General features: G+C 37.2%; 15 protein-coding genes. 4 read left to right on the forward strand and 11 right to left on the reverse strand.

All coding sequences use genetic code 11. The annotated features are described in order from the left end of the window. The 7 genes from Q0Q99_RS12305 to Q0Q99_RS12335 form a co-directional block, all read right to left on the reverse strand. A partial coding sequence (locus Q0Q99_RS12305; protein ID WP_293896424.1) for a hypothetical protein occupies positions 1–4,819 on the reverse strand: 4,819 nt, incomplete at its 3' end. 136 nt (positions 4,820–4,955) lie between these two features. After that, complete coding sequence (locus Q0Q99_RS12310; RefSeq protein ID WP_293896427.1) at positions 4,956–6,128, reverse strand: proline dehydrogenase family protein; 1,173 nt, start codon at positions 6,126–6,128, stop codon at positions 4,956–4,958. Positions 6,129–6,232: 104 nt separating this feature from the next. Continuing rightward, the gene (locus Q0Q99_RS12315) at positions 6,233–7,531 is read right to left on the reverse strand and encodes a DASH family cryptochrome (protein ID WP_293896430.1); all 1,299 of its coding nucleotides are present in this window, start codon (positions 7,529–7,531) and stop codon (positions 6,233–6,235) included. Beyond that, positions 7,528–9,069 carry a cryptochrome/photolyase family protein gene (locus tag Q0Q99_RS12320; RefSeq protein ID WP_293896434.1) on the reverse strand — a complete coding sequence of 514 codons (1,542 nt, stop codon included), beginning with the start codon at positions 9,067–9,069 and terminating at the stop codon, positions 7,528–7,530. Before Q0Q99_RS12320 ends, Q0Q99_RS12315 begins: the two co-directional genes overlap by 4 nt. Continuing rightward, on the reverse strand, positions 9,059–9,202 hold the full coding sequence (locus Q0Q99_RS12325; protein ID WP_293896437.1) for a DUF2256 domain-containing protein: 144 nt from the start codon (positions 9,200–9,202) through the stop codon (positions 9,059–9,061). The genes Q0Q99_RS12320 and Q0Q99_RS12325 overlap by 11 nt, the downstream gene beginning before the upstream one ends. Then, positions 9,171–9,608: a DUF2452 domain-containing protein gene (locus Q0Q99_RS12330; RefSeq protein ID WP_293896440.1), complete on the reverse strand. Its 438-nt coding sequence runs from the start codon at positions 9,606–9,608 to the stop codon at positions 9,171–9,173. The genes Q0Q99_RS12325 and Q0Q99_RS12330 overlap by 32 nt, the downstream gene beginning before the upstream one ends. Positions 9,609–9,613: 5 nt before the next feature. Beyond that, a complete protein-coding gene (locus tag Q0Q99_RS12335; RefSeq protein ID WP_293896443.1) occupies positions 9,614–9,901 on the reverse strand; it encodes a TIGR03643 family protein in 288 nt (95 codons plus the stop codon). Positions 9,902–10,040: 139 nt separating this feature from the next. On the opposite strand from Q0Q99_RS12335, the gene aroB reads away from it, so the two are divergent. From aroB to Q0Q99_RS12355, 4 genes are all read left to right on the forward strand, one after another. Then, a complete protein-coding gene (gene aroB / locus Q0Q99_RS12340) occupies positions 10,041–11,108 on the forward strand; it encodes a 3-dehydroquinate synthase (RefSeq protein WP_293896467.1) in 1,068 nt (355 codons plus the stop codon). Between the two features lie 290 nt (positions 11,109–11,398). After that, positions 11,399–12,799: an arginine decarboxylase gene (locus Q0Q99_RS12345; protein ID WP_293896446.1), complete on the forward strand. Its 1,401-nt coding sequence runs from the start codon at positions 11,399–11,401 to the stop codon at positions 12,797–12,799. Positions 12,800–12,968: 169 nt separating this feature from the next. Then, positions 12,969–13,943: a deoxyhypusine synthase family protein gene (locus Q0Q99_RS12350; RefSeq protein WP_293896449.1), complete on the forward strand. Its 975-nt coding sequence runs from the start codon at positions 12,969–12,971 to the stop codon at positions 13,941–13,943. Between the two features lie 10 nt (positions 13,944–13,953). Next, positions 13,954–14,373 (forward strand): DNA primase, encoded by a 420-nt coding sequence (locus Q0Q99_RS12355; RefSeq protein ID WP_293896452.1) that lies wholly within the window; start codon positions 13,954–13,956, stop codon positions 14,371–14,373. A 73-nt stretch (positions 14,374–14,446) separates the two neighbouring features. Here Q0Q99_RS12355 and Q0Q99_RS12360 read toward each other — a convergent pair whose 3' ends face one another. From Q0Q99_RS12360 to Q0Q99_RS12375, 4 genes are all read right to left on the reverse strand, one after another. Further along, positions 14,447–14,968 carry a DinB family protein gene (locus tag Q0Q99_RS12360; protein WP_293896455.1) on the reverse strand — a complete coding sequence of 174 codons (522 nt, stop codon included), beginning with the start codon at positions 14,966–14,968 and terminating at the stop codon, positions 14,447–14,449. A gap of 45 nt (positions 14,969–15,013) precedes the next feature. Continuing rightward, complete coding sequence (locus tag Q0Q99_RS12365) at positions 15,014–15,439, reverse strand: hypothetical protein (protein WP_293896458.1); 426 nt, start codon at positions 15,437–15,439, stop codon at positions 15,014–15,016. 190 nt (positions 15,440–15,629) lie between these two features. After that, positions 15,630–18,215 carry a phosphoenolpyruvate carboxylase gene (locus tag Q0Q99_RS12370; RefSeq protein WP_293896461.1) on the reverse strand — a complete coding sequence of 862 codons (2,586 nt, stop codon included), beginning with the start codon at positions 18,213–18,215 and terminating at the stop codon, positions 15,630–15,632. Positions 18,216–18,294: 79 nt separating this feature from the next. After that, positions 18,295–18,580 (reverse strand): Lrp/AsnC ligand binding domain-containing protein (locus Q0Q99_RS12375; protein ID WP_293896464.1); only part of this gene is annotated, 286 nt, incomplete at its 5' end.

The raw sequence follows: 18,580 nt of genomic DNA on the forward strand, positions 1-18,580 counted from the left end.
GGTAAAAAGAAACATCCATACCTGTTTGACCTAACAGTATTGGTGTAATGCGTGAGGCTAAATCAAAAACCTCAAAACCTACTAAACCTGTTGTATCGCAAAGTGAATACTGCGGATAGTTCGGCTGGGTAGCATTTGGTAATGGATTTACAATCAGTTGCAAAGTTATAATATCGTAACAGCCCGTAGCAGTATTTTCTACCCGAACGTAAATGGTTTCGGTATCAATGCTGCCATTAATGTAACTCGTCGTATTGGTGATATTACCTGTCCCCGATTCGGCTGCAGCCTGGCTGGTGTAAAAAGTTACTGCGTGTGTGGATGGATTCAAGGAACCCAATACCTGTGGAATAGTGGTCGTTAAATCAAAAGTCTCATAACCCGGGGCTCCTGTGTAATCACATAACTCATAATCATCAGGCTCAGTGGCAACAGGGGTTAAATGGATTATTAATTGTAATTGAACAATTTGAAAACATGTAGATGTATTTGAAGACACTCTTACATAAACTGTTTGTAAAAATGGATTAATATTGTCATAATTAGCCGGAGTTGGAATAGATGTTCCATTAACCACCGCATCGACTTGAGTCTCATGGAAGCTAACAATGTATCCCGGATTTCCGCCAGTAATGCTATTACTAGTTTGAGTTAAATCAAATGTTACAAATCCATCATTGTTTGGATCGCAACTTTCTAATGGAAGCGGATTATTTACAACAAAATTAGCATTGATAGTTACAACAACGGGTTCTATGTCAAAGCAAGTTCCAACAGTACTTTTGATATAATACGTGCCTCCAGTCGCAACAACATTTGGATTAGCTAAAGCCATTGTCGCTGCAGCATTTGTCCAATAACTTAATATACCTCCGCCCGTGCTTCCTGCTGTTACTGCTGGTAATGTTAAATCAACAGTGTCTGGCGAACAAACTGTTGGTGGGTTTGTAATAATTAAATTAGGATTGTTTATGGTAACTGTGACAGGTTTAATATCGGAACAGTTTCCAAGTGTGCTTTTAATATAATACGTTCCACTAGTTCCAACGGCAGTTGGATTAACTAAAGCTGTTGTAGCGGTCGCATTCGTCCAATAACTTAGTGTTCCTCCACCAGTACTTCCCGCCGTGACTGCCGGTAATGTTATGTCAACAGTATTTGGTGAACAAACTGCGGCCGGATTTGTTATACTCAAAACAGGGGTTGGATTAATGGTTACTGTTACCGGGTCAATATCTGAACAATTACCAAGTGTGCTTTTAATATAATAGGTTCCACTTGTAGTCACCGCTGTTGGGTTTACCAGTGCCGTTGTTGCTGCAGCGTTAGTCCAATAACTCAATGTTCCTCCTCCTGTACTTCCCGCTGTAACTGCCGGTAATGTAATGTCTATTGCATTTGGCGTACAAACAGCCCCAGGATTGGTAATACTTAAAACTGGAGTTGGATTAATGGTTACTACTACGGGATTAATATCCGAACAGTTCCCCAAAGAACTTTTAATATAATACGTTCCACTGATTGCAATCGCAGTTGGATTAGCTAAAGCAGTTGTCGCTGTTGCATTGCTCCAATAACTTAATGTTCCGCCGCCTGTGCTTCCCGAAGTGACTGCCGGTAAAGTAATATCAACAGTGTTAGGAGAACAAATTGAAGCTGGATTTGTTATACTTAAAACCGGAGTTGGATTAATGGTTACTGTAACCGGTTCAATATCAAAACAGGTTCCAACGGTACTTTTAATATAATAGGTTCCATTTGTGTCAACTGCAGTTGGATTAGCTAAAGGAGTTGTTGCAGCTGCATTAGTCCAATAACTTAAGGTTCCGCCACCTGTACTACCGGCAGTAACTGCTGGTAATGTTATATCAATCGTATTCGGGGAACATACTGCGGCAGGATTTGTAACTGTCAAGGACGGTGTGGATGTAATAGTGACGACTACTGGTTCAATATCTAAACAAGAACCCAACGTAGTTTTAATATAATAGGTGCCACTTATAGCAATCGCTGTTGGATTTGCCAATGCCGTAGTAGCAGCAGCGTTAGTCCAATAACTTAATGTTCCGCCACCTGTGCTTCCCGAAGTAACTGCCGGCAAGGTAATGTTTACTGTATTTGGAGAACAAACTGCGGCCGGATTTGTTATAGTTAGAACCGGTGTAGGATTAATGGTTACTGTTACCGGTTCAATATCTGAGCAACTTCCAAGTGTGCTTTTAATATAATACGTTCCACTTGCAGCAACTGCTGATGGGTTTGCCAGTGCTGTTGTGGCTGCCGCATTAGTCCAATAACTTAATGTTCCGCCACCAGTACTTCCTGCTGTAACTGCCGGTAACGTTATATCTATTGTATTTGGTGCACATACAGCTGCGGGATTGGTAATATTTAAAACCGGAGTTGGATTAATGGTTACTACTACCGGATTGATATCCGAACAACTTCCCACTGAACTTTTAATATAATACGTTCCACTGATTGTGATCGCCGTTGGATTAGTTAATGACGTTGTTGCTGCTGCATTAGTCCAATAACTTAATGATCCTCCACCCGTACTTCCAGCAGTTACAGCTGGTTGTGTAATGTCAACCGTATTTGGTGAACAAACTGCAGCGGGATTTGTTATATTTAAAACCGGTGTAACTGCACAGGCTGCATAACAGGTTTCTGTTTGACTTGGCGTACATATTCCATTCCAAGTTATAGTAAAAATAACTGTGGCGCCTGGTGTTGTTACCGGAACATCAAAATGGGAAAGTCCTGTATGTGTTCCTGTTATCGGAGTACCTCCATTGATAGTATAGCTATAACTCCAGCTTGTTTGATATAAAGGAGGAGTTAACTGATACCTAATATTATTAAAGTCAAAAGCTACAGAAGTAGCTGTTGTATTTGCACCATCGCAGAATAAAAATGGATTGTCACCCGCGATAGGCGGACGTCCAATAAAAACCTGAAGATCTGCCCTTGTGCTTTCGCATCCGCTTATGGTTTGGCTCACATAATAATGTGCTACGGAACCCGCGGGACCATTTGTTAAAGGAGTTGGAGCGGTTGCAGAAGCTGTTCCTCCAGAACTGTTAGTTCCATACCAGTTTAAGGTTGCTCCTGATTCAGGTGTTGCCGTTAAAGGAACAGCAACCGCATTTGGGCAATAGGTTATGGACAAAACCGATGGAGGCGCAACAGTGGTTGTGGGATTTACTGTTAATGCAATGGGTGTGGAAACACAGCCGGATACCAAATCTCTAATGGTTACATTATATGTATTAGGTGTTAAGTTCGTAAAAGTGGGGCTTACTTGATAAGTGGGGCTCACTACACTATATTGATAATTAGAAAGCTGATAATTATAGGTGCCAACATCTGAATAATCCTCAACGGAGGCGCTAATCCAATCCGTAGCTGTCCAATCGGCGGGATTCCATGTCATTGAAGGATGTGGTGCCGATACATTTCTGGAATAGGTATATCCTACCGCACCTGCGGGTGTAAATACAGTTCCATCGGTTCTTCCCCATAAATCAAATTCAACGTCACCAATAGTAGCTAACCGTATATTATCATTATTATTAACTCCAGCACAGCTTGCAAATGTTAAATCGGGTACAACACCGCCAAGATTAGAAGCACTTCCAACTGCAATAACAACAACGTCATTATTTAATAAATTTCCGGATAAAGCAAAATCACATGTCACTGTAACTGTTGCACTTCCGTTATTATAAATTTTAATTTTATAATTGGATAAATTTACCGTCGCTCCCGTTCCATTAAAAATTTCTATATAAGTCAACGAACCAGAATTTGCGTCTGTTACTTGAGAAATATATAGATTTGATGGTATAGGCAATACCGTATTTATCGGACTTGTAAATACTATTGTTCCGGTAGGATTAGAGCACGTCGGCTGCTGGGTTACACTTACAGCAGGAACCGGACATGTAGTAGCAGCGAAACAAATTTGTGTGGTTGAACTATAACATCCACTTCCGACAGGTAATACCGTAATTCTAACCTGATCTCCCGGGTTTAAGGAATTAACTGTTAAGTTTAATGAGGGCAATGTAGGTAAAGAATTAACCGGACCATTGTTTATTTGATAGGAAACAGTATACCCTGTGGCTCCCGCAACAGGAACCCAATTGAACGTAATTGAGCTGGTCGTAGTGGTTCCACATGTGACATTAGTTGCCAAACAAGGTACTAATGAAAAATCATCTAAAGCAAAATCATTACCGGCAGCACTAGTCTGACTATCGGTGATCCAAATTTGCGCATTGTTGGTAGTTGCCGTCCACGTATAAGTAACTTGTGTCCAGGCAGATGGGTTACCCGTTGGAGCGTTAGCGGATCCCGACGTTAACACTGGTGCTGTTGTAGTACCGTTCGTGTTTACTACAATATTAGCAGAATTAGCAGTCGTATTTGTTCCCGAAATAGAGCTAATCCAATAAGAAAAAGTATAAGTTTGTCCGCTTACAACTCCAATGGAGGAACCATTTAATAATTCCCAAATTTTATCTCCGGAACTAGCTGAACCATCAACGACCATCATGTTTCCTGCTCCTGTTGTATGGTCACCGGCATTAGCGAAATTGGCCGTGTTCATCGTAGATGGATTCACCAAAATATTGTATTCCCTTTGCGCGCTTGTTCCTGCAGTAGCCGGAAGAGAATAATTAGTCTGAAAACCAGTTCCTGCACCACCACTTTCAAAACCTCCGTTAACCAGAAGATTTTGGGCAAATCCCTGAAAGGAAATTAAGGCGGTTAACAGCAATAATGATTTATAAAACAGCGTAGCTTTCTTCATTCTAAAAATATCTTTTAAGTAGGTGTCCAATATTTTGTTTAAAAAACAAAAGTCAAAGATATTGATTTTAATAGCACTATAACATATATTTAAAAAAAAGCCATAAAAAAACCTCAATTAATGAGGTCATTTTTTTCTACTTGTTGCTTTTTCTACGCTGTCTTTCAGCCTTTAACAAGTTTAATTCTCTACTTGTCTGACCTGCAACGGAAGTATTCTCTTCAGCTCGCCTAATCAAGTAAGGCATCACATCCCGAACCGGACCAAAGGGCAAATACTTGGCAACATTATAGCCAAATTCTGCTAAATTGTAGCTAATATTATCGCTCATACCGTACAATTGTCCGAACCAAATCCTCTCATCGTTTTTAGAAATCCCTTTGTTTTGCATCATTTCTATCAACTTGTAAGAGCTTGATTCATTGTGTGTTCCGGCAAAAATAGCCATGCTGTCCAAATTATCCATCATATAAGCCATCGTCAAATCATAGTTATTATCAGTAGCTTCTTTGCTTTCGCAGATAGGTGTTGGATAACCCAGTTCTTCCGCGCGCTTGTTTTCCTTTTCCATGTAAGCACCGCGAACTATTTTCATTCCGATGAAAAAACCTTCCACTTTGGCTTGCTCATGCAATTTCTTTAAATAATCTAATCGATCCCAACGGTATAATTGAAGTGTATTAAAGACAACCGCCTTCTTTTTGTTGTACTTTCTCATCATTTCGGTAACCAAGTCATCCGCGGCATCCTGCATCCAACTTTCCTCGCCATCAATTAAAAGCGCCACATCTTTTTCATAAGCCGTTCTACAAATCAACTCAAAACGAGATACCACTCTATCCCACTCCTTTTTTTCTTCAATGGATAATGACTGCTTTTCTCCTATTTTTGTATACAAATCAAATCGCCCTAACCCTGTTGGTTTAAAAACGGCAAACGGAATTGCTTTTTTTTCTTTGGCAAATTCAACCGTTTTCAATGTCATCTGTAAAGCAGCATCAAATTGTTCTTCCTCTTCCTTTCCTTCAACCGAATAATCCAAAACCGAAGAAACGCCTTTGGTAAACATTTTATCAACCACCGAAAGACAATCTTCCTCCGTAGTTCCACCACAAAAATGATCGAAAACAGTAGCTCTAATCAAGCTCTCAACTGGCAAATGTGCCTTCAGGGCAAAATTAGTAACCGCAGTTCCGATGCGCACTAATGGCTCATTATCAATCATTTTGAATAAAAAATAGGCGCGCTCTAATTCGGTATCGGTTTTAAGTGCGAAGGCAACCTGCGTATTGTTGAAAATGTTTTCCATTAATTCGATTTATCCGAGCAAATATAGAAAGAGTTTTGAAATTATTTCATTTTAAAAAACTAGTTTTAAGTAGCCATTTTATCATTCATTAAAAATAATAAAACTTATTTTAAACGAGTCAACCATAAATTTCTGTAAACGGCATTCTTATCGTAATCCTGTGCTTGCTTCTCGATATTAAAATAACGATTTCCTCTTGGATCATTGCCAACTCCAGCCAAATACGCCCAATTTCCCCAATTGCTGCACACATCATAATCGATAAGTTGTTGCTCAAAATAAGCTGCTCCATAACGCCAATCGAGTTTTAAATCGTTACACAAATAACTGGCTACATTTTGCCGACCTCGATTACTCATGAAACCTGTTAATTTAAGTTCTATCATATTGGCATCAACAAAATCAACTCCAGTAGTTCCGTCAATCCAATTTTGCAGGAGTTGAATATTGTGTTTATTAACGATAATTCCTTTGTTTTGAATGCCGGCTAATTGAAAAAATTTGGTGTGATATTTCTTCATCATAAACCTGAAATAATCGCGCCACAGTAATTCAAAAACCAACCAATAAGTGGATTCATTTGCCTGGTATTGAGCTTCGTATTTTTTTAGTTCGAAATAAATTTCTCTTGGAGACAAACAACCGAGTGCAAGCCAGGCTGAAAACTTTGATGAATAGTCAGCTCCAGTCATTCCGTTTCGGGTTTCTTTGTACTTGGATATCGATTTAGTTTCAAAAAAATAATGTTGCAAACGATGCAGCGCTTCGGTTTCGCCGCCTTTGAACTGAATGGCAGCTCTGGAATCAACACTTATAGTATCCAAACCCAAATCCTTCAGCAGCGGTAACTTAATTTCAGGAATTTCAGGAGATTTGAGTGCTAACGGTTTTTCGAAAACGCTTCTAATAGTGGCGTCTTGCTCTGTTTTTTTTCTGAAATTGGTAAAAACATCGGGGATATCCTTTATAGAAAAAGGGAAATCTTCTGCATGATATAATGTGCTCGTGCTGAACGTTTCGAATTCACATCGCAATTTAAAAAGTTCGGCTTGAACCAAAGCTTCGGTTTGTTTTTCTTCATGAGCAACTTCGCGCTTGGCAAAAACCTTAGCGGTTTTATATTCTTGAACAATTTTCGGAATTTCAATTTCTGGCTTTCCTTTTAAGATAATTAAACCTGAACCTAATTCTCTTAAATTCTTATCTAAATCGGCAACCGATTCTAATAAAAATTGCGCTCTGAAACTTCCTGTTTTTTTAAATCCATACGCTGTCACTTTAAATTGAGCCTCATCAAAACAATACACCGGAATAATTTCGTCGCTTCTGGCAATCGCTTTTGCCAAGGTTTCATTATCATGCAACCGCAAATCGGTTTTAAACCAAACTATCGCTCTTTTCATAGGTTATTTATATTTTTCAAATAATAATCGGCCTGCTCGAGTAAGCTAACTTTATCTTCGGGTTTCATTTTATTCCAAACGTTATACATCATTCCGATTCGTGGATTTTTAGATAATTTGTTTTCATTTTTATCGTAAAAATTCCAATACAAACTATTGAAAGGACAGGCTTTATCTCCGGTTTTCAAAGCCTTTTTATAGAAGCAACTACCACAATAATTACTCATTTTATCAATGTAAGAAGCGGAACTCACATAAGGTTTAGTGCCGACAATTCCGCCATCAGCAAACTGGCTCATGCCGCGTGTATTGGTAATTTCCACCCATTCAATGGCATCAATATAAACTCCAAGATACCACGCATCGACTTCATCCGGATGAATTCCCGCCAGTAAAGCAAAATTTCCTGTAATCATTAGCCGTTGAATGTGATGCGCATAGGCATAATTTAAAGATTGCGTGATCGCGTCTTTAAGACAATTCATTTTAGTGTTGCCCGTCCAATACCAATCGGGTAATTTTTCAGTATGATTGAAGAAATTCAAGGATGCAAATTCGGGCATTTTTAACCAATAGATACCACGCATGTATTCACGCCAACCTATAATTTGGCGAACAAAACCTTCGAGTTGGTTGTACTCTATTTCATCTTTCCTGTTTCCCCATTCTTGTATTGCCCTGGAAATCACTTCTTTTGGCGAAATCATTTTAACGTTCATTGAAAAAGAAATCCGCGCGTGGTACAATGACCATTCGTTTGGTGTCATGGCATCCTGATAGGAACCAAATAGCGGCAAACATTCCTTGACAAAAAAATCGAGCAACGCTAACGATTGTTCCCTGTTTATTGGCCAAATAAAATTAGCAGCGTCAATGGTTCCAATAGTTGAAACATCTGTACCTTTTAATTCTGAAACAATTTTGCAAACATCATTGTTAAAAACTAAAGGTTGCGTTGGTTTATGATCTTTAGGTAACTTTTTGCGGTTATCGCCATCATAGTTCCACTGACCTGTTGTGGGTTTATCACCTTCCATTAATACGTTGTGCTTTTTTCGGATGGCACGATAAAAACTTTCCATCATAAACGTTTTTTTACCTTCAAAAAAAAGCCCTAATTCTTCTCTGGTGCTAAAAAAATGCTCCGTATCAAAGGCTGCATAAGGAATTGAAAGTTTGGCACAATAGTTTTTTAGTAAAGCATCTAAGCGGTATTCATCGGGTAATTGGTATTCAAACTGAGTATAGTTTCCATGATTTAGTAGCGCATTTAGATTCTTTTCGAATGACTGTAAATTGTTTTCATCATTTAAATGAATGTAATTTACATTGTGCTTTTTAGGTTTTAATTCATTTGCGAAAGAGCGCATGGCACTGAAAAATCCGACCACTTTCTGGATATGATGCCAGGCATAATCGGTTTCAGTTCTGACTTCCATCATTACATAAGTCACGGAATCGTCAACAGTTTTAAACCAAGAATGATGGCTATTTAATTGGTCTCCCAAAATTAATCGAAGCGTTTTTTTATTTTCCATTTTTAATACCTCTGCATTTATCACTACAGTACTTTACTTCTTCCCAAACCTTTTCCCATTTTTTACGCCAGGAAAAAGGTCGGTTACAAACTAAACATATTTTACTGGGTAGGTTTTTTTTTGTGCCGCGCATTAAATGCTTCATTTAGTAAAATCCACTTTTTATCACTATTCAGTTTGAAAGTACCAATGTGTTCTTTATTCCATTCTTTTGGAGAAATCAAGGATAAAAAATTGATTCCATCATCGCCAACATACAGATGATAAATTTCGCCAATAACGGGTTCAAATGAAAACTTTGCATTATATACTATGTCGTTCCATTGGTACTCGTTCATTAAATTTTGATATTGTACTTTGAGTTCATTGAACTTATTTTCAAACTCTTTGTTAACGTTACTAATTCCTCTGCTTTTCCAAGAAACCACATCGTCAATATTAATTGCCGGCGCACCAACATTTGTAGCATAAGGCAACAGACGAGCATTGTAACCGTGTTCTTCAGAAAACACTATGCTATCAGGTCTTTCATTTTCCATTTTGTTTATCTCTTAGAAATTTTATTGTTCGAAATAGCGCGTTGTGAGTTGCATTTGAACCTATCAATTCCGGCTATACGTTTTGCCAGATGCTTGGTTTTGCAATTTTCAACACGTTTTCGCCAAAGTTTATAGCTGTCAAATTTGAGTTCTCTTTTCATCAACACTTTTACATCGGCTTCAGCCAAACCAAATTGAAATTGAATCGCATCAAAAGGAGTTCGATCTTCCCAAGCCATTTCAATAATTCGATCGATAGCAATCTCGTCTAAATTACGTTTTGCAGATATCATTATTTTTGTTTATTGTTTTTTATAAAAGATTAAACAAATGTAAATTTTATTTATCACTTAAAATAGAAAGCCTATTAGAAATACTTATTGCATTATTAAAAAAAAATTGCCTTATTTTGCTGAATAGTTTAAAAAAATGATGCAACCTATAAAAGCCAACGGTTATCCAATTTTATTTGCCGAAGACGGTTATGAATCGCTCAATAATTTTATAGAAGAAAATAACTACTCTATTCTTTTCATTCTAACGGATAGTAATACTAATGAGTATTGTTTATCCCGGTTTTTACCTTTTTTAACTACCGATAAAACGATTGAAATTATTAAAATTGAAGCTGGTGAAATTGTGAAAAACATTACTACTTGCGTCGAGATTTGGACAATATTAACGGAACTCGGCGGTGACAGGAAAAGCCTTCTGATTAATATTGGCGGTGGTGTGATTACCGATATTGGTGGATTTGTAGCGTCTACATTTAAAAGAGGTATTGATTTTATTCATATCCCAACCACGCTTTTAGCAACGGTTGATGCTTCGATTGGCGGAAAAAACGGAGTTGATTTGGGAAGTTTAAAAAATCAAATTGGTGTTATCAATGTTCCGAAAATGATATTAATAGATACCGAATACTTGTCAACGTTACCACAAAACGAAATGCGCTCAGGATTGGCAGAAATGTTGAAACACGGCTTGATATTCGATGCCGCTTATTGGAAGCAATTCAAAGAATTAAGCGCAATCGATTTTGCAGATTTTGATGCGTTAATTTATCGATCGATTGAAATTAAAAATGAAATCGTGATGCAGGACCCAACTGAAAACGGCATTCGGAAAGCATTGAATTTTGGCCACACTTTAGGGCACGCTATCGAAAGTTATTTTCTTGAAAATGAAAACAAAAAAACTTTGTTACATGGTGAAGCCATTGCTGTGGGAATGATTTTGGAAAGTTATATTTCATGGCAAAAAAAGCTGCTTTCATCTGTAGAATATCTGGAAATTAAAAACACTATCAATGCTGTTTTTGAAAACATAGTTTTTGAAGAAAAGGACTTGTCGCCCATAATGGATTTACTTATTCACGACAAGAAAAATGAATATGGGAAAATACAATTTGCGCTGCTTGACGGAATTGGAAATGTCAAAATCAATCAGGAAGTTGATAATGAATTAATTATAAGATCATTTAACGATTATAAAAGTTAACATAATTTTATTGCAAGTAGTGGGATTTCGAATATTTTATTTTTTACATTTGCCCTAATGAAAAAAAGTGTCAACACTTCTATTTACCGCATTTATAGTCAAGAATCGAGCGCAAATTTCTTCACTGCTTCCAATCAATTTTATATTCTCAAAAATGATTTAATGGCTTTATGCTCGCCAATCACATTTTTATTCCAGGAAAAACTACTTATTATTTATGCAAATATTAGAGTTTGAATTCCAGATTACGTTGTTTTATAAAATGATTTAATCTTTAATTATCCGCTCTAATGAATACTAAATATTTCGATTTAATTAATCAAACTTTTTATTTCCCACAGGAAGAATTTACACTTAACAAAGACCATCTGCAATTTCATAATATCGATTTGATGAAATTAGTGGAACAATATGGTACGCCTTTAAAATTTACTTATCTACCACAAATTTCCAACAACATCAACAAAGCCAAAGCATGGTTTAGAAAATCGATGGAAAAAAATAAGTATGAAGCAAAATATTACTATTGCTATTGTACCAAAAGTTCCCATTTTAGTTTTATCATGAATGAGGTTTTTAAGAACCATGTACATATTGAAACGTCTTCGGCTTATGATATTAATATTGTTGAGAATTTAATAGCTCAAGGCAAAATAAACAAGAACTCTTATATTATTTGCAACGGTTTCAAAAGGGAACAATATATTGAAAACATTGCCCGATTGATTAACGGTGGATTCAACAAGACAATTCCAATAATTGATAATTACGAAGAACTAGATTTATTACAGGAATCAATTACCAATAAATTTAAAATAGGAATTCGGATTGCTGCCGAAGAAGAACCAAAGTTTGAGTTTTATACTTCGCGTCTCGGCATTGGATACAAAGACATCGTTCCTTTTTATCGAAAACAAATTCAGGAGAATAAGCAAGTGGAATTGAAAATGCTTCACTTTTTTATCAATACAGGAATTCGTGATACGGCTTATTATTGGAACGAATTGGTGAAGTGTATGAAAGTATACATCAACCTGAAAAAAGAATGTCCGGCTTTAGATAGCCTAAATATAGGCGGAGGATTTCCAATCAAAAACTCATTGGGATTTGAATATGATTATCAATATATGATTGACGAAATCGTAAATCAAATCAAAATTGCGTGTGATGAAGCCGAAATTGATGTGCCTCATATCTTTACTGAATTTGGTTCCTTTACTGTAGGCGAATCCGGTGGTGCAATTTACCAGGTTTTGTATCAAAAAAAGCAAAACGACAGAGAAAACTGGAATATGATTGACAGTTCATTCATCACTACTTTACCTGACACATGGGCAATCAATAAACGTTTTGTAATGCTGGCAGTAAACCGTTGGAATGATACTTATGAACGGGTTTTATTAGGCGGTTTAACTTGTGACAGCGACGATTATTACAATTCTGAACAACATATGAATGCGGTTTATTTGCCTAAATACAACAAAGAAAAACCTTTATATATTGGGTTCTTTAATACAGGTGCTTATCAGGAAACCATTGGTGGTTTTGGAGGTTTGCATCACTGTTTGATTCCACAGCCCCAACATATTTTAATAGACAGAGACGAAAATGGAATTTTGGCAACTGAGGTTTTCTCTGAACAGCAAACTTCTGACGACGTCCTGAAAATATTAGGCTACGAGAAAAAATAACATTCAAATTAGACTGTTCTAAGGTCGTAATTTTTAACAAAATTAAATTGTGAAAACAGTTTGAAGTTTTAAAAAAATAGATTTTCTTTGGACATCAAATTCCACAATGGAATCTGGCACGAGCGTAGCGAGCTGACGAAGTAAATAAATTCAGATCAAAAAATACAAAATGAGCAAAGGACCAATTAGTCAGTTTATAGAAAAACATTATCTTCATTTTAATGCAGCGGCACTTGTTGATGCAGCAAAAGGATATGAAGCCCATTTGCTTGACAATGGTAAAATGTTGATTTCCTTAGCCGGTGCTATGAGTACGGCCGAACTTGGGAAATCACTGGCAGAAATGATTCGTCAGGATAAAGTACATATTATTTCGTGCACAGGAGCAAATCTTGAGGAAGATATTATGAATTTGGTGGCTCACAATTCTTATAAAAGAGTGCCAAATTACCGCGACTTAAGTCCGCAGGAGGAATGGGATTTATTAGAAAATCACTTTAACCGTGTTACCGATACTTGTATTCCGGAAGAAGAAGCGTTCCGCAGATTGCAATCGCATTTATATGACATTTGGAATAATGCCAATTCAAAAGGAGAACGCTATTTTCCTCATGAATTCATGTATCAAATGATTAATTCCGGTGTGTTGCAACAATATTATGAAATTGATCCTAAGGATTCATGGATGGTTGCGGCGGCGGAAAAGAATTTGCCAATTGTCGTTCCGGGTTGGGAAGACAGCACTATGGGGAACATTTTTGCTTCCTATTGCATCAAAGGCGAATTTAAACCCACCACAATGAAAAGTGGTATCGAATACATGATGTGGTTGGCCGATTGGTATCCAAAAAACTCCACAGGAAAAGGTTTGGGTTTCTTTCAGATTGGTGGCGGAATTGCAGGAGACTTTCCTATTTGTGTTGTGCCGATGTTATATCAGGATATGGAAATGCATGATGTTCCGTTTTGGAGTTATTTTTGTCAAATATCCGATTCAACCACAAGCTATGGTTCCTATTCGGGGGCTGTTCCTAATGAAAAAATCACCTGGGGAAAACTTGACATACATACGCCCAAATTTATTGTAGAATCGGATGCAACCATTGTTGTACCTTTAATATTTGCTTACTTACTAGATTTATAAAAATTTTTTTATGAGAAGAATTATCGTTGACTATGCTAAACTAACCGGAGACATCCTAAATTTATTGGTGGAGAAGTTTCCCGAGGGTTATGACGACTCCCACATTATTCGGTTTAGGAATGCCCAAAACGAATTGATTGAAGCAGTTGAAGTTAAAACAGAAGACACCATTTACTTAGTAAAAGTGAGCACAAAATTGGCCAGCCGTATGGAAAAATACGACGAAGAGGATATTGACTCTGTGGTGGAACCTATTGAGCCAATTAAAGGTTTAGATGATGATGAAGATGCGCCGGATGAAAATGAGGAAGAGGAAGAAGAAGATTTACTGAATGACAAAGGCGGTTCAGACGATGGCGATGATGATGACGATGATGATGAGTTTGAAATTTCAGAAAATTTTGTCGACGACGAAGACGACGAGGAGTAAATAATTACGAATTATAAATTACCAATTACGAATCCCAAATTCACTAAGAGTTTGGGATTTTTGTTATCTTATTTTAATCTAAATATCTTTTCTCGAATACTCTTTGATGGTGATTTTGGTGTCCGATGATTGTAAATCCAAGCGCGCGAACCGACATTGGATTGTTGGAAGCCGTTCCTGTTCGGAGTAGTTCTTCGGTTGAGAAGGATTTGAATAAAGACAAAGTGGCTTGTCGCACTACGGCTAATTCGGTTAGCAAGTCCTGAATGCTTCTATTGTTCGCCTGTACTGCATCGACATAGTCATTTTCGTCAAAACCCGGCAAGGCAGTTTTATCATTTCTGGCAAAACGCAAAGCGCGATAGGCAAATATTCTTTCAGCATCAATCAGGTGTTGAATGATGTCTTTGATTGTCCATTTTCCTTCGGCATAACGGTAATCAAATTTATCCATCGGAATATTTTGCACGAATTTTATCAAACGATGCACCGAGATTTCAAGTTCTTCCGTCAATGTATATTCATTAGAAACCTGGTTGATATATGTAGCAAAATGGCCGGCGAATTCTTGAGGCAGTAAATCAGATGGTTTCATGATGGTCAATTAATTGGGTAAGCAAGAGAAGTGTTTGGATTTTTTTTATGTTTTTTTAATTTGATAGATTGCCATCATTTCTTTTGCTTTTTCAATTTGATCAATACTTTCCAATGACTTTGCATAGCGATAAAAGTATACTGCTTCTAATTCTTCGGGGCAGTATTCAAATAATTGGGAATACCATTTGGCTGCGGTGATTAAGTCTCCATCAAAAAAACGGTAATCGGCTACTTTTGTTAGCATTGCTTCGGTTATGTATCCTTTTTCTAAAACCCTTTCATAGCTTTCGATGATTTTTATTTTGGTAAATTTCGCATCGGGAACGGAAGCTTTTACTTTAGGCAATTCAATAGCTGCTGGAGTTGATATGACAGCCACATCCTGATTGGAAGTTTTGTCTGTCGTTGATTGCGCAAATCCGGTAAAAAATGAGAGGCTTGTCACAAGGAAAAGAGCGTATTTTTTCATATTATTTCAATTTAAATTGTTGATAACACTAGAAAATCTGCGGGGAAGATACAAAAATAATCTTCGGTTGGTTATTTTTCCTGTTAAATTTTTATAAAACCAGCGAGCTAAAAGAACAAGAAAAAAGCACTCCTGCAATTTGTAGCCTTTTTAATTTTTTTTACATAAACAGGAAATATACTTTTACGAATTAAGCCGAATTCCTGGCCGCGTTCGTATTTCCAAACAGTGAACGCGTTACAAGTTTTTCATACGCGGTTAGCAATTTTTCATCGACCTTATTATGCTTTTTGATTTCATTGATTTGGGAAGATGCATACTGCTGAATTGCCAGTAATGGTAAAACTATTTGTTCCCTCATGGCTATGGAAGCTTTTCCATCAGGGTAGTTTTCCATGAGTTCTTTATGACCGGCGATTTTGAGCAACAGCCGTTTGGTTTCTGAAAATTCATCAAAGATAATTTGCCAAAACTCACCGAATTCTGCATCGTCTTTCATGTAAGCGGTTAATGGAAAATAACATTTGGCCAACGACATCATACTGTTTTCCAACAAGGTTCTGAAGAATAAAGATTCGTCGTAGAGCGTTTGTACTTTTTCCCATTGGTTCGTGACTTCAAAATGTTTTAAAGCGGTTCCGACACCGAAAAAACCCGGCACATTCTGTTTCATCTGACTCCACGCACTAACAAAAGGAATTGCACGCAAATCGGCAAAGTTCAATTGTTCCGAAGCATTTCTTTTTGAAGGACGACTTCCGATATTTGTTTTGGAATAGTAGTTTAAGGTGCTCATCTGTTCCAAATAAGGGATAAACTTTGGGTGCGATTTAAAGTCCAGGTATTTTTGGTAACCAATACCTGCTAACTCATCAATAATTGATTTGTCAGACGCTGAAAGATTATTTTCATCCTTATTGAAAACAGCATTCGCTACACCGGCGCTCAAAAGATTCTCTAAATTATACCGACAGGAATCCAATGTTCCGAAATTGGAACTAATAGTCTGTCCCTGCACTGTAACCTGTATTTCCTGATTTTCAATTGTGGATCCCAACGACGCGTAAAACTTATGTGTTTTTCCACCGCCACGTGCTGGTGGTCCGCCGCGACCGTCGAAGAATATTACCTTAACGCCATATTTTCGTGAGACTTCGGTGATGGTTTCCTTGGCTTTGAATATGCTCCAATTGGCCATTAAGTAGCCGCCATCTTTGGTACCATCAGAAAAGCCGAGCATCACGGTCTGCTTATCCTTTCTTTGTCTGATATGATTTCGATATACTGTATTTTTATATAATTGCTCCATGATTTCCTGTGCATTTTGCAAATCACTAATCGATTCAAATAAAGGTACAATATCAACCGTTGGGGTTTTCCAATCGAGCAATCGAAACATTGCAAAAGTTTCTATTACGTTTAAAGCGCTTTCATTATTGCTGATGATGTAACGGTTGCAGCCTCTTTCGCCATTCTGTTCCTGTATTTCGCGCATCAGTTTTATTGTATCTAAAGTATAACGCGTGATTTCATTTTCAAAAAAATGATTGCTTAAATTTAAGTCGAGATTTGAAATGACATCCATTTTGTTTTCTTCGGAAAGTGTTTCAAAATCATCTGGTAAATATGTGGTTTTTTCTTTGTTCAAAACCTCAAGGATGTCATCAAAAACGGCGTCATGAATGTGACTGTTCTGGCGAATATCCAATGAAGCAAAATAAAAACCAAACTGATTAATTTTTTGTAAAAGCATATCAATGTCATCCAGATACAATGACTGATGTTCGTTGATTATGATTTGTTTTACAGTATGGAGTTCGCTTTTTAATTCATTTAAAGAAATAAACAACTCACCACGCGAATAAAAAACAGAACGGTACAGTTTATTTTCGAGGCTGATAATCATTGTATCCACCTGATTGAATGTCAGCTTTCTCCTTAAGGCCCTGATATCAAAGTAATAACATTTGAGGATTGACGTACGCAATCGTTTTGCAACATTCTGAGTTATCTCGGGCGTTACAAAAGGGTTACCATCTCTATCGCCACCCGGCCAAAAACCTAAATTAATAAGGGGATTTTCGATGGCATTTCCATTAAATATATTTTTTTGCATGTATTGCAGCATCGCGCCAATGGTTTGGTAGAATACATTTTCAAGGTACCAGATTAAGCTCACTGCTTCATCGTAAGGCGTTGGTTTTTCCTTTTTGATAAAGGGCGTTTTACCTAATTGCGCCAACAATTGTTTGATTTTAAATAAATCGTTTTGACGGATTGCTTCGGTCAAATCGGTGATGATTCCAAGAACAGAACCCGGGTAAAACTGCGTTGGATGCGCTGTGAGAACGGTTCGGACACTAAAGTTTTCGAGGAAATGCATTAGCTCATCATGTTTGTCTTTGGCTTCAGCTTTTTCCTTGATGTCACGCAGTGAGCCTCTGCCTTCTAAATTATGTATAACGGGAAAAGCGGCGTCTTCGATGGCATCAAAAAGCACAATTTGACGTTCGACATATTGAATAAACCGAAACATTAAATCGATTTTCATTTCCTCCGAAGCGTTGTCTAAATACTTTTCGGCAAAGAAATCGACAATTTGTTTTGGCGACCAATTCTTTTTAAAACCTGAATCGCAAACTTCGGCAAACAAAGGCAGTAATACTCCTGTATTATCGATGGCATCAAACGGAAGCGTAATAAAAACGCTGTTGTAAATATGGTATTTGGATAAAACGTTTTGATTAAAGCGTTCGATTTTGGGTAATGTGTACATGGCTAGACGATTGAATTTTAAATGTACAAAAAAACCTCAAGTTTTCACTTGAGGCTTTATTTTTATTTTTTAGTGATAACTAGTCTAACTCCTGGAAAATAGTGTGCATTAAACGTTTTTTGTCATTGATGCTTTCTTCAAGTGATATCATTGTTTCGGTTCTGTAAACTCCCTCAATATCGTCAAGCATAAAGATTACGTCTTTAGCATGTTTGGTATCCCTAGCCCTGATTTTACAGAAGATATTGAACTTTCCTGTAGTTACATGAGCAACGGTTACGTATGGAATGTCGTTGATTCTTTCTAAAACAAATTTAGTTTGTGAAGTGTTATTCAAAAACACACCAACATATGCAATAAAAGAG

Source organism: Flavobacterium sp., assembly GCF_025352425.1.
In the GTDB taxonomy this organism is placed as follows: domain Bacteria; phylum Bacteroidota; class Bacteroidia; order Flavobacteriales; family Flavobacteriaceae; genus Flavobacterium.